General features: G+C 71.3%; 9 protein-coding genes and 1 pseudogene. 2 read left to right on the forward strand and 8 right to left on the reverse strand.

All coding sequences use genetic code 11. The annotated features are described in order from the left end of the window. Positions 1 to 240 precede the first annotated feature (240 nt). Together ACZ61E_RS03400 and ACZ61E_RS03405 are read left to right on the forward strand one after the other, a co-directional pair. Positions 241 to 1191 carry an ABC transporter ATP-binding protein gene (locus ACZ61E_RS03400; protein WP_469697192.1) on the forward strand — a complete coding sequence of 317 codons (951 nt, stop codon included), beginning with the start codon at positions 241 to 243 and terminating at the stop codon, positions 1189 to 1191. Beyond that, positions 1178 to 2185: an ABC transporter permease gene (locus ACZ61E_RS03405; protein ID WP_469697194.1), complete on the forward strand. Its 1008-nt coding sequence runs from the start codon at positions 1178 to 1180 to the stop codon at positions 2183 to 2185. The genes ACZ61E_RS03400 and ACZ61E_RS03405 overlap by 14 nt, the downstream gene beginning before the upstream one ends. A 33-nt stretch (positions 2186 to 2218) precedes the next feature. Here ACZ61E_RS03405 and ACZ61E_RS03410 read toward each other — a convergent pair. The 8 genes and pseudogenes from ACZ61E_RS03410 to ACZ61E_RS03445 all read right to left on the reverse strand — a co-directional run. Beyond that, positions 2219 to 3190: pseudogene (locus tag ACZ61E_RS03410) on the reverse strand (M28 family metallopeptidase); the annotation flags it as partial. Between the two features lie 154 nt (positions 3191 to 3344). Next, the gene (locus tag ACZ61E_RS03415; protein ID WP_469697196.1) at positions 3345 to 3803 is read right to left on the reverse strand and encodes a VOC family protein; all 459 of its coding nucleotides are present in this window, start codon (positions 3801 to 3803) and stop codon (positions 3345 to 3347) included. 95 nt (positions 3804 to 3898) lie between these two features. After that, positions 3899 to 5002, reverse strand: coding sequence for an EamA family transporter RarD (rarD, locus tag ACZ61E_RS03420; RefSeq protein WP_469697198.1), 1104 nt, complete (start codon positions 5000 to 5002; stop codon positions 3899 to 3901). Positions 5003 to 5185: 183 nt separating this feature from the next. Continuing rightward, positions 5186 to 6244 carry a 2-oxoacid:ferredoxin oxidoreductase subunit beta gene (locus tag ACZ61E_RS03425; protein WP_469697200.1) on the reverse strand — a complete coding sequence of 353 codons (1059 nt, stop codon included), beginning with the start codon at positions 6242 to 6244 and terminating at the stop codon, positions 5186 to 5188. Beyond that, entirely contained in the window at positions 6237 to 8219 is a 1983-nt protein-coding gene (locus ACZ61E_RS03430) for a 2-oxoacid:acceptor oxidoreductase subunit alpha (protein WP_469697201.1), read from the reverse strand. Before ACZ61E_RS03430 ends, ACZ61E_RS03425 begins: the two co-directional genes overlap by 8 nt. A gap of 296 nt (positions 8220 to 8515) precedes the next feature. Further along, on the reverse strand, positions 8516 to 9211 hold the full coding sequence (locus tag ACZ61E_RS03435) for a LuxR C-terminal-related transcriptional regulator (protein ID WP_469697203.1): 696 nt from the start codon (positions 9209 to 9211) through the stop codon (positions 8516 to 8518). A gap of 298 nt (positions 9212 to 9509) precedes the next feature. After that, the gene (locus ACZ61E_RS03440; protein WP_469697204.1) at positions 9510 to 10832 is read right to left on the reverse strand and encodes a sensor histidine kinase; all 1323 of its coding nucleotides are present in this window, start codon (positions 10830 to 10832) and stop codon (positions 9510 to 9512) included. A 173-nt stretch (positions 10833 to 11005) separates the two neighbouring features. Further along, entirely contained in the window at positions 11006 to 12214 is a 1209-nt protein-coding gene (locus tag ACZ61E_RS03445) for a sensor histidine kinase (RefSeq protein WP_469697206.1), read from the reverse strand. Between the last annotated feature and the right edge of the window lie 172 nt (positions 12215 to 12386).

The raw sequence follows: 12386 nt of genomic DNA on the forward strand, positions 1-12386 counted from the left end.
GGGGGAGGAGAATACCTCCGGCCTCCCCCCCCCCCCCCCCCCCCCCGCCCCCCCCCCCCCCCCCCCCCCCCCCCCCCCCCCCCCCCCCCCCCCCCCCCCCCCCCCCCCCGCCACCGCACACCGCTGGCCCGCCCCGTCGTACGCTCCGTACGGCGGGGCGGACCGCTGTCCGCCACCGCCCGGCCGGCACGGCGGACGGGACGGGCCGGGCACGGGACGGGGAGAAGGGATGGGCGCGGGATGACCGTCGTCATAGAGACACGCGGGCTCAGCAAGCGCTACCGGGGCGGGCAGCTCGCGGTCGACCGCCTCGACCTCACCGTGCCCGCCGGCAGCGTCTTCGGCTTCCTCGGACCCAACGGGTCCGGCAAGACCACCACCATCCGCATGCTGATGGGCCTGATCGAACCGACCGCGGGCACCGCGTCGGTCCTCGGCCGCGCCATGCCGCGCGCCGCCGGCGCAGTGCTGCCGCAGGTGGGCGCGTTGATCGAAGGGCCCGCGCTCTACGGGTACTTGAACGGGCGCGACAATCTCCTGCGGTACGACTCCGCCGACCCGACCGCCGATCCGCGCACCCGGCGGGCCCGGGTGGCCGGGGCCCTGGAACGGGTCGGGCTCACGGCGGCGGGCGGCAAGAGGGCGAAGGCGTACTCGCTGGGCATGAAACAGCGGCTCGCGCTGGCGGCCGCGCTGCTCCAGCCGCGCAGGCTCCTGGTGCTCGACGAGCCGACGAACGGGCTCGACCCGCAGGGCATGCGGGAGATCAGGGCGCTGGTGCGGGAGCTTGCGGGGGACGGCACGACGGTCTTCCTCTCCTCGCACCTGCTGGACGAGATCGAGCAGGTGTGCACGCACGCGGCCGTGATGGCGCGCGGGCGGCTGCTGACCCAGGGGACGGTCGCCGAGCTGGCGGCGGGCACCCGGGGGCGGCTGGCGGTCACGACGCCGGATCCGGCGGACGCGGCGCGGGTGCTGAAGGAGCTGGGGGTCACCGATGTGACCGTGGCGGGGGACCGGGTGACCGGGGAGCCGCCGGTGTCCGGCGAGGGGGAGCAGGCCGACCCGGCGGAGCTGAACGCGGGGCTGGTACGGGCGGGGGTGCGCGTACGGGCCTTCGGGGTCGAGCGGGCGTCGCTGGAGGACGCGTTCGTGGCGCTGACCGGGGAGGGATTCGATGTCGCGGGCTGAGAACACGGACACGGGCGCGAGCGCGGGTCCGGGCACGGATACGGGTACGACCGGTACGGGCGCGGCGGCCACCGGCCCGGGCACGGGGCTCGCCGCGACGGGGGCGGGCGCGGGTCCGGGCACGGACGGCGCCCCGGCTCGCGCCGTATCGCCCCTCTGGACGTTCGGGCTGCTCCGCTCCGAGCTGACCACCACCTTCCGCCGCTGGCGCACCCTCGCGCTGCTAGGCGTGCTGGCCGCCGTACCGGTGCTGATCGGCATCGCCATCAAGATCGAGACGAGCGACGGCGGTTCGGTCGGGGGCGGCGGTGGCGGCGAGGGCGGCCCGGCCTTTCTCACCCAGATCACCAACAACGGGCTGTTCCTCGTCTTCGCCGCGCTCGCCGCGACGCTCCCGGTCTTCCTCCCGATGGCGGTCGGCGTCGTCGCGGGTGACTCGGTCGCGGGCGAGGCGAACGCCGGCACCCTGCGCTATCTGCTGGTCGCGCCGGCGGGCCGGACCCGGCTGCTGCTGGCCAAGTACGCGGCGACGCTGGTCTTCTGCCTGGCCGCGACCGTGGCCGTCGCGGTCTCCGCGCTGATCGTGGGGGCGCTGCTCTTCCCGCTCGGCGAGGTCACCACGATCTCGGGCACGCGCGTCTCCTTCGGGGACGGGCTGCTCAGGGCCCTGCTGATAGCGCTGGTGGTCGCCGCCTCACTGACCGGCCTGGCGGCGCTCGGCTTGTTCGTCTCCACCCTGACCAACAGCGGGATCGCGGCCATGGCGACGACGGTCGGGCTGGTGATCACGGTGCAGATCCTCAACACGATCCCGCAGCTGCACGGCATCCACCCGTATCTCTTCCCGCACTACTGGCTGTCCTTCGCCGATCTGCTCCGCGAGCCGTTCTACCTCGACGACGTGCTGCGGAATCTCGGTCTGCAGGGCGTGTACGCGGCCGTGTTCGGCTCGGCGGCCTGGGCGCGTTTCACGGCGAAGGACATCAGTGCCTGAGGCCGGCGGCCGGGGGAGCGGCCGTCAGGTCCCCAGCTCCCAGATCGCGTAGGCGATGGCGTCGCTGTTGCGGTTCAGCGCCGTGTCGTTGATGCTCGCCGTCGTGTCGCAGGACGAGTGGTAGCAGCGGTCGAACGCCTGGCCCGCCGTGCCGCCCCACTTCTGGGCCTGGGCGGTGGTCTTCGTACGCCCGGCGCCGGTGAACAGCCCGCCGACCGGTACGCCGATGCTCTTGAAGGAGGCGTGGTCCGAGCGGCCGTCGCCCTCGGTCTCGATCTCCGTCGGGACACCGAGCCCGGCGAAGTAGGTCTTGAAGGTCTGCTCGATGGCCGGGTCGTCGTCGTAGACGAAGTAGCCGGCGTTCGACGAGCCGATCATGTCGAAGTTGAGGTAGCCGTCGAGCTTCGCGCGCTCGGTGGAGGGCAGGTTGTTCGCGTAGTAGCGGGAGCCGACCAGCCCCAGCTCCTCCGCGCCCCACCAGGCGAACCGCAGATGCTTCGTCGGCTGGAGCCCGGCTCTGGACACCGCGAGCGCGGTCTCCAGTACGGCGGCGGAGCCGGACGCGTTGTCGTTGATCCCGGCACCCGACGTCACCGAGTCGAGGTGTGCGCCGGCCATCACGACCTGGTTGGGGTCGCCGCCGGGCCAGTCGGCTATCAGGTTGTAGCCGACGCGCCCGCCGGAGGTGAACTGCTGTACGGCGGTGGTGAACCCGGCCGCGTCCAGCTTCCCCTTCACGTAGTTGACCGACGCCAGATAGCCGGGGCGGCCGTGGGCGCGGTTGCCGCCGTTGGCGGCGGCTATCGAGGAGAACTGGGTGAGATGCGCCTTGACGTTGGTGAGGGATATGTCGGGGGCCGCGAGGACGGCGGCGGGCGCCGCCGTGGCCTTCCCGGCGGCCTGTGACGCCGTCGCGGCGGGAGCGGTGGACGCGAGCAGCCCGCCGATCGCGAGCGCGCTGACGAGGACGGAGCGTGCGGGAACGGAGAACGAGCAGAGCTTCATGTGTGGGGGCTCCGAATTCCGTACGGGGACTGACGGAAGGTGGTGCGCACGATGCGTGCTGATGGTCGGGGCGCGCTCGACCCAGCGTCAAGAGCGGGAATCGGACACGGGTGTTCGCACTCCGGATACGTGTACGGCTGTCGGGCGACCCCGGCTACTGCACGCAGAACTCGTTGCCCTCCGGGTCCGTCATCGTCACCCACACGCCGCCGGGCTCGTTCGCCTCGTACAGGGCCGTCGCGCCCAGCCGCTCCAGCCTCGCCACCTCCTCCGCCCGCCCGCCGTCCCCGGCGTGAACGTCGAGGTGGACGCGGTTCTTGCCGGCCTTCGCCTCCGGTACGCGCTGGAAGAGGACGCGTCTGCCCAGGCCCTCGCCCGTGTCCGGGTCGAAGGGGTCGTCCGGATGGCGGACGGCGGTCAGATCGAGCCAGGCCCGGCGGCCGTGTGAATCGACCGTCTGCTCGATCGGTACGGCTCCGATCCCCAGCAGCCGCTCGATCAGCGGGCTGTTGTCCTCGACCACGTAACCGAGGGCCTCGGCCCAGAAGTCCGCCTGGCTGTGCGGGTCGGTCGTGTCGAAGACGAGTTTCCAGTGGAGGGTGCGCGAGGTCATGGAGCCAGTCGTAACGGCCGTGCCGTCCCGCGCGCCGTGAACACGCCGGAATCCCGGCGACGGGCACGGACGGGGCGCGGGCAGCCGCGCGGCCCTCACTCGCCCGACGTGCTCGACTCGACGCGCCGTCCGGCGGCCCCGGCTCCCGCTCCCGTGTCCGCCCCCGCCCCGGTCCCGGCCTCCGCACCGGCCGGAGGGACGGCGACGTCCCCCGCCGGTGAGACGGCCACGTCCGGCGACTGAGCGCGGATCGCGGCCTCGGCCGCGGCCTTCGACACCGCCTCCGCCCGGCGCAGCGCCTCCGCCGTCGCCCTCGTGCGCCGGGACGTCCGCAGCGCGTCCCACGTCAGGATCGTCAGCGCCGCCCACACGAGCGCGAAGCCGGCCCACCGCTCGGCCGGCATGGCCTCGTGGAAGTAGAGGACGCCCAGCAGGAACTGGAAGACGGGCGCCAGATACTGCAACAGCCCCAGCGTCGACAGCGGCACGCGTATCGCCGCCGCCCCGAAGCAGACCAGCGGCACCGCGGTCACCACACCGGTGGCCGCCAGCAGCGCGGCGTGGCCCGCCCCCTCCGGTCCGAACGTGGCGTCCCCCGAGACCCCGAGCCAGACCAGATAGCCGAGCGCGGGCACGAACAGGATCACCGTCTCGGCGGCCAGCGACTCCAGACCGCCGATGTTGACCTTCTTCTTCACCAGGCCGTACGTCGCGAACGAGAACGCCAGCGTGAGCGAGATCCAGGGCGGCTGCCCGTACCCGATCGCCAGGACCAGTACGGCGGCGAGGCCGACGCCGACCGCCGCCCACTGCGCGGGCCGCAGCCGCTCCTTGAGGAGCAGGACGCCCATGGCGATGGTGACGAGCGGGTTGATGAAGTAGCCGAGGGAGGCCTCCACGACATGGCCGGTGTTGACCGACCAGATGTACAGGCCCCAGTTGACGCTGATCACGGTGGCGGCGACCACGAGCAGGCCGAGCTTGCGCGGTTCGGCCAGCAACTCCCGCACCCACGCCCAGCGCCGCACCACGAGCAGCGCGATCGCGACGACCGCCAGCGACCAGACCATCCGGTGGGCCAGGATCTCGACCGCGCCGGCGGGCTTCAGCAGGGGCCAGAAGAGGGGGACCAGACCCCACATGCCGTAGGCGCCGATCCCGTACAGCAACCCCGCCCGCTGCTCGCCTTCCGACTTCACTGGCCCTCCCGAACCGCACACATCAGTTCGACGAAGGTAGCGCCGGGCGGACCGGGCTGTCATGTCCGTATCGCCATACGGTCATGACACCGTTTCGGGCGCGGAGGGAGGGGGCCGCGGAACGACGGGGCCCGGATCTCGTGGCGGACGAGATCCGGGCCCCAGTGGGTGACGGTGGGCGGGTCAGCCGACGACCGTCCAGGTGTCGTTGCCGGCCAGCAGCTGCGACAGGTCGCCCTTGCCGTACCGCTCGACGGCCGTGTCGAGCTGCTCGTTCATCAGCGTGTCGTAGACCGGCCGCCGGACGCTGCGCAGGACTCCGATCGGCGTCTGGTGGAGCGTGTCCGGGTCGGCGAGGCGCGAGAGCGCGAACGCCGTGGTGGGGCTGGCGGCGTGCGCGTCGTGCACCAGGATCTGGTGCTCGTTGTCCGCCGTCACCTGGACGACGACGAGGTCGCCGGTCGCCGGGTCCCGTACGACGCCCTTGGAGTTGTCGACACCGAACCGAATCGGCTCGCCGTGCTCCAGGCGGATCACCGCCTCCTGGGCCCGCTCCTTGTCCTTCAGCGCCTCGAAGGCACCGTCGTTGAAGATGTTGCAGTTCTGGTAGATCTCGACGAGCGCCGTGCCCGGGTGGTCGGCCGCCTGCCGCAGCACGCTCGTGAGGTGCTTGCGGTCGGAGTCGACGGTCCGGGCCACGAAGGACGCCTCCGCGCCGATCGCGAGCGACACCGGGTTGAAGGGCGAGTCCAGCGACCCCATCGGCGTCGACTTGGTGATTTTCCCGACCTCGGAGGTGGGCGAGTACTGGCCCTTCGTCAGCCCGTAGATCCGGTTGTTGAACAGCAGGATCTTGAGGTTGACGTTGCGCCGCAGCGCGTGGATGAGGTGGTTGCCGCCGATGGACAGCGCGTCGCCGTCACCGGTGACCACCCAGACGGAGAGATCACGGCGCGAGGAGGCGAGCCCGGTGGCGATGGCCGGCGCGCGTCCGTGGATGGAGTGCATGCCGTAGGTGTTCATGTAGTACGGGAAACGGCTGGAGCAGCCGATCCCGGACACGAACACGATGTTCTCCTTGGCCAGCCCGAGGTCCGGCATGAAGCCCTGGACGGCGGCCAGCACGGCGTAGTCACCGCAGCCGGGGCACCAGCGGACCTCCTGGTCGGACTTGAACTCCTTCATGGACTGCTTGGCCTCGGCCTTGGGGACGAGGGAAAGCAGCTCGTTGACCTCAGGCATCGATGGCCTCCTTGAGAGCCGTGGCGAGCTGTTCGGCCTTGAACGGCATGCCGTTGACCTGGTTGTAGGAGTGCGCGTCGATGAGGTACTTCGCCCGCAGCAGGGTGGCGAGCTGACCCAGGTTCATCTCCGGCACCACGACCTTGTCGTAACGCTTCAGCACCTCGCCCAGATTCCTCGGGAATGGGTTGATGTGGCGGAGGTGCGCCTGCGCGATCGGGTGGCCGTTGGTGCGCAGCCGGCGCACGGCCGCGGTGATCGGGCCGTACGTGGAGCCCCAGCCCAGCACCAGGGTGCGCGCGCCGTGCGGGTCGTCCACGACGAGGTCCGGCACCTCGATGCCGTCGACCTTGGCCTGGCGGGTGCGGACCATGAAGTCGTGGTTGGCCGGGTCGTACGAGATGTTGCCCGTGCCGTCCTGCTTCTCGATGCCGCCGATGCGGTGTTCGAGACCGGGGGTGCCGGGCACGGCCCACGGGCGGGCCAGGGTGTGCGGGTCACGCTTGTACGGCCAGAAGACGTCCGTGCCGTCGGCCAGCTGGTGGTTGGGCCCCGCCGCGAACTGCACGCCCAGGTCGGGCAGTTCGTGCGGCTCGGGGATGCGCCAGGGCTCGGAGCCGTTGGCGAGGTAGCCGTCGGAGAGCAGGAAGACCGGTGTGCGGTACGTGATCGCGATCCGGGCCGCCTCGATGGCCGCGTCGAAGCAGTCCGCCGGGGTGCGCGGGGCGACGATCGGCACCGGCGCCTCGCCGTTGCGGCCGTACATCGCCTGGAGCAGGTCGGCCTGCTCGGTCTTGGTCGGCAGGCCGGTCGACGGCCCGCCGCGCTGGATCGCCACCACCAGCAGGGGCAGCTCCAGCGACACCGCCAGACCGATCGTCTCCGACTTCAGGGCCACACCGGGACCGGAGGTCGTCGTCACGGCGAGGGAGCCGCCGAAGGCCGCGCCGAGCGCCGCGCCGATGGCGGCGATCTCGTCCTCCGCCTGGAAGGTGCGGACGCCGAAGTTCTTGTGGCGGGACAGCTCGTGGAGGATGTCCGACGCCGGGGTGATCGGGTACGAGCCGAGGTAGAGCCCCAGATCCGCCTGGTGGGCGGCGGCGATCAGCCCGTAGGACAGGGCCAGGTTCCCGGAGATGTTGCGGTAGGTGCCGGTCGGGAACGCCGTGGTGGCGGGGGCGACCTCGTAGCTGACCGCGAAGTCCTCGGTCGTCTCGCCGAAGTTCCAGCCCGCGCGGAACGCCGCGACGTTGGCCTCGGCGATGTTCGGCTTCTTCGCGAACTTCGTCCGCAGGAAGTTCTCCGTGCCCTCGGTGGGGCGGTGGTACATCCACGACAGCAGACCCAGCGCGAACATGTTCTTGGAGCGCTCGGCCTCCTTGCGGGAGAGCCCGAACTCCTTCAGCGCCTCGATCGTCAGCGTCGTCAGCGGGACGGGGTGGAGCTGGTACGCGTCCAGCGACCCGTCCTCCAGCGGCGAGGTCAGATAGCCGACCTTCGCCATGGGGCGCTTGGTGAACTCGTCGGTGTTGACGATGATGTCGGCGCCGCGCGGCACATCGGCGATGTTCGCCTTGAGCGCGGCCGGGTTCATCGCGACCAGCACGTTCGGCGCGTCGCCGGGAGTGAGGATGTCGTGGTCGGCGAAGTGCAGCTGGAACGAGGAGACGCCGGGCAGCGTGCCGGCGGGTGCGCGGATCTCGGCGGGGAAGTTCGGCAGTGTCGACAGGTCGTTGCCGAACGACGCGGTCTCCGAAGTGAACCGGTCACCCGTCAGCTGCATACCGTCACCGGAGTCACCCGCGAAACGGATGATCACCCGGTCCAGACGGCGGACTTCCTTCTCACCGGGCACACCGGGCGCGCCCGGCACATCTGACGCCTCGGACACGATGCGCTGTTCGCCGACGACGGATTCGCTCGCGTCGTCAGCCCCGTCGGCCTGCTCGGCTGGGCTACTGACCTGGCTGGTCACTGAACTGGACCTCCTTCGAGGCGGCTGCTGTGGCTGACCGGCGCGACCGGAACACCCGGACGCCACCCTACGTCGGTAAGGGTCGCCTTCCTTGGTTCGCTCGCATGCTGGACGTCGTTCCGAGACACTTCGCTGTGGCAATTTGCCATGTTTTATCCGCCCCCGGGCGCTTTGTGTTCATCCTGATCTGTGCCGATTCGAACTCAGTCTTTTGGACTAGGACCCGCTGCCCGCCCGCCACATGACCGCAGCGCCTGGCGCCGCGGCCGTGACACCCGGCCCACCGGCCGGCTCCGTCAGGAGTTGAGGTAGGTCAGCACGGCCAGCACTCTGCGGTGATCTCCGTCACTCGGCGACAGGCCCAGTTTCTGGAAGATGTTGCTGACGTGCTTCTCCACCGCGCCGTCGCTCACGACCAGCTGTCTGGCGATCGCCGAGTTCGTCCGGCCCTCCGCCATCAGGCCCAGGACCTCGCGCTCCCGCGGGGTCAGACCGACCAGCACGTCCTGCTTACGGCTCCGGCCGAGCAGCTGCGCGACCACCTCGGGATCCAGCGCGGTGCCGCCCCTGGCCACCCGTACGACCGCGTCCACGAACTCCCGGACCTCGGCCACCCGGTCCTTGAGGAGGTAGCCGACCCCCCGGCTGCTGCCGGCGAGGAGTTCGGTCGCGTACTGCTCCTCCACGTACTGCGACAGCACGAGCACGCCGATCCCCGGATGGTCCTTCCGCAGCTGGACCGCCGCGCGGACACCTTCGTCGGTGTGGGTCGGCGGCATCCGTACGTCGGCCACCACCACGTCCGGCGCCGCGCCCTCGCGGGCCAGGTCACCGACGGTCTTGATCAGCGCCTCGCCGTCCCCGACACCGGCGACCACGTCATGACCGAGATCGGTAAGCAGCCGGGTCAGGCCCTCCCGCAGGAGCACCGAATCCTCGGCGATGACCACTCGTACCCTGTCCTCCACGACCGTGTCGCCCCCATGTCGCATGTGCGTACGCGCTCCGCGCCCGCGCTTCGGCCCCAGCATCCCAGTATTCGTATCGGCGCGGCGAGCGCTGACCCCGAACTGATCGAACCGGAAGACCCGGCTTCGGCCCGGAGGACACGACTTCGGCGCACCGGACGGTGTCCGGTGCGCCGAAGACGCGAACGCGCCCGCTGTCAGTTCCCTGTTCGCCGCGATGCCGCTCCCGCGTGGTGCCGTCTCCGCCCGGTGCCCGGTGCCCGGTGCTCCGCCCCCGCCGCCCGGCCCGCTCCGGCCGGTCGCGGAGCGGGGGACCGTGCCGTCACTTCCGCCAGGGCAGCTCCGCCGTCACCGTCGTGGGACCGCCGGCCGGCGAGTCGACCACCAGGATCCCGTCCACCGCGTCGAGCCGCTCCGCCAGACCCGCCAGGCCACTGCCCGACGAGGTGTTCGCACCGCCCCGGCCGTCGTCCGCTACCTGGAGCATCAGCCGGTCCGCCATCCGCCACACGTCCACCGAGGCCCGGCTCGCGTGGGCGTGCTTGCTGACGTTCTGGAGGAGCTCCGAGACGGTGAAGTACGCGATGCCCTCGATGGCCGCCGCCGGGCGGGAGTCCAGGTCCACCTCGACCTGGACCGGGACGGTGCAGCGGGAGGCGACGGAGGATAGGGCCGCGTCCAGACCCCGGTCGGTGAGGACCGCCGGATGGATGCCCCGCGCCAGGTCGCGCAGCTCCTGGAGCGCGACCTTGACCTCCCCGTGCGCCTCGTCGACCATCCGGGCCGCCGCCTCCGGGTCCGCCAGCAGCTTCTCCTTCGCCAGCCCCAGGTCCATGGCGAGGGCGACCAGCCGGGCCTGCGCGCCGTCGTGCAGATCGCGCTCGATCCGGCGCAGGTCGGCGGCGGCCGTGTCCACCACGACACCCCGGTCCGACTCCAGTTCGGAGACGCGGGTCGCCAGCCTGGACGGGCCGAGCAGCCCGGCGACCAGCAGCCGGTCCACACCGGTCATCGCGCGGTTCAGCCACGGCGAGGCGAGGACGAGGACCAGACCGGCCACGCTGGTCGCCGCTATCTCGAACGGGGTGTCCAGATAGAAGTCGTTCGTGCCGTCGCTGAACAGCGCGATCCCGTCCTGATTCGTGTGCTCGGGGAAGACCCACTGCCACAGCGGATAGAGGAAGAGGCTCCAGGCGGTGACGGTGAAGGTCAGCGACACCACGAAGGAGAAAAGCGCCCACGGGAAGTGCAGGATCCCGTAGAGCAGATGCCGCCAGGACACCCCGCTCTTGAGGACCGCGCCGACCCACGACATCAGACCGGGCTTCTGGCCGCGCACGGGCAGCGGGCTCGCGACGTCCAGCCCCAGCAGGGCCCGCGCCCTCGTCCGCTCGACGGCTCCCAGCGCCCGGCAGCCGATGAGCGCGGCGGCCAGCAGCGGAATGCCGAGGAAGGTCACGAGGAGGCCCGCGCTCACCGAGATCGCCGTGATCGTGTAGACGAAGAAGAGGATGCCCATCGGAAGGTTGAGAAGGAGATAGCCGAACTCCTTCCAGCTGCGGCCGGTGAACGGAGCGCGCAGCGCCGGAGGAAGGGTGTGGCGCCGTGGCTGTGGCTGTGTCCGCATGCCGTAATCCGTGGCCATCGAGTCGTCCGTTCTGCGAGCGGGGCGGTCGTGCTTGCTGTCGTATCTCCATGCTCGTCCGCCGGCCGCACCCGCACCATGCGGTGTGTATCCGTCTTCACCCTGGGGTTTTCCCCACCCCCGGGGTGCGGTTTCACGTCCCGTGTACACGTGCCGCGAAAAGGGGTCGGACGTCAGTGCGCCCCGCGCTCCCGTTCCCGCTCGCGCCACGGCAGTTCGGCCGTGACGACCGTCGGACCGCCGACCGGCGAGTCGAGCACGAACAGCCCGTCCACCGCGCCCAGGCGCTCGGCCAGCCCCGACATACCGGTCCCGCCGTCCAGCCGCGCGCCTCCGCCCCCGTCGTCCTGGACCTGGATCAGCAGCCTGTCCTTCGCCCGCCACACCTCGACAGCGGCCATCCGCGCGCCGCTGTGCTTGCTGACGTTCTGGAGGAGCTCCGAGACGGTGAAGTAGGCGATGCCCTCGATGGCCGCCGCGGGCCGCTCGTCCAGCTCGACATCGACCGTCACCGGGACGGTGCAGCGGGAGGCGACGGAGGACAGGGCCGCGTCCAGACCCCGGTCGGTGAGGACCGCCGGATGGATCCCGCGTGCCAGGTCGCGCAGCTCCTGGAGGGCCAGCTTCACCTCGCCGTGCGCCTCGTCGACCATGCTCGCCGCCGCCTCCGGGTCCGCGAGCAGCTTCTCCTTGGCGAGACCGAGACCCATGGCGAGGGCGACCAGCCGGGCCTGCGCGCCGTCGTGCAGATCGCGCTCGATCCGGCGCAGGTCGGCGGCGGCCGTGTCCACCACGACACCCCGGTCCGACTCCAGCTCCGCGATCCGGCTCTCCAGCTCGTCGGAGGGCGAGAGCAGCCCGCGCACCATGGCCCGGTCGGCGTTGGTGAGCCCGCGCGCGATGTGCGGCAGCACCGGCCAGAGCAGGAAGAAGCTCACCGTGGTGACCGTGAAGGTCAGGATGCCCCAGGGCAGCCGGATGAACTCGTACAGCGCCGTGCGCCAGCCCACCGGGTCCTTGAGGCCCGTCCACAGCCAGGAGAAGAACCCCTCGGTGCCGCGTGCGCGCCGGGCCTCGCGGCTCCGGCCGCGCAACGGGCTCGGCTCGTCGATCCTGACCCCCAGCAGGGCCCGCGCCCGCGCCCGTTCGGCCCGGCCGAGCAGCCGGGCACCCGCCAGGCCGCCGGCCAGCCAGGGCAGACCGATCACGGTGACGGACAGGAGGACACCGGTGGGCACGACGAACACGACATAGACGAAACCGGCGATCGACATCGGGAGATTGGCGAGGAGATGGGCGATCTCCTTCCAGGTGTACCGGTCGAGGGCGATACGGGCCGGCGGCGGCCGGTCGTCGTCGGCGAAGCTGTTGCGGGCGGTCATGAGGCCCAAGCCTGCACGGCTCCGGGGGCCCACGCCATGGGGTGGCTGGGGGAGCGCCGGTGGGGATAACCCCACCACCCGCCGCCCGCCGGTGTGGAATGCAGGCATGACCCTGTCATGACTGATGCGCGACCGACCGCTTACGGTCTCTTTAGCAGGGCCTAGACTCCCG

This window comes from Streptomyces sp. NPDC104581 (assembly GCF_055583685.1).

What these genes read in the sequence shown, in the direction of transcription:
- ACZ61E_RS03400 (WP_469697192.1), top strand. Translation starts at nt 241, where the DNA reads ATGACCGTCGTCATAGAGACACGCGGGCTCAGCAAGCGCTACCGGGGC.
- ACZ61E_RS03405 (WP_469697194.1), top strand. Translation starts at nt 1,178, where the DNA reads ATGTCGCGGGCTGAGAACACGGACACGGGCGCGAGCGCGGGTCCGGGC.
- ACZ61E_RS03415 (WP_469697196.1), bottom strand. Translation starts at nt 3,803, where the DNA reads ATGACCTCGCGCACCCTCCACTGGAAACTCGTCTTCGACACGACCGAC.
- ACZ61E_RS03425 (WP_469697200.1), bottom strand. Translation starts at nt 6,244, where the DNA reads ATGCCTGAGGTCAACGAGCTGCTTTCCCTCGTCCCCAAGGCCGAGGCC.
- ACZ61E_RS03435 (WP_469697203.1), bottom strand. Translation starts at nt 9,211, where the DNA reads ATGCGACATGGGGGCGACACGGTCGTGGAGGACAGGGTACGAGTGGTC.
- ACZ61E_RS03440 (WP_469697204.1), bottom strand. Translation starts at nt 10,832, where the DNA reads ATGGCCACGGATTACGGCATGCGGACACAGCCACAGCCACGGCGCCAC.
- ACZ61E_RS03445 (WP_469697206.1), bottom strand. Translation starts at nt 12,214, where the DNA reads ATGACCGCCCGCAACAGCTTCGCCGACGACGACCGGCCGCCGCCGGCC.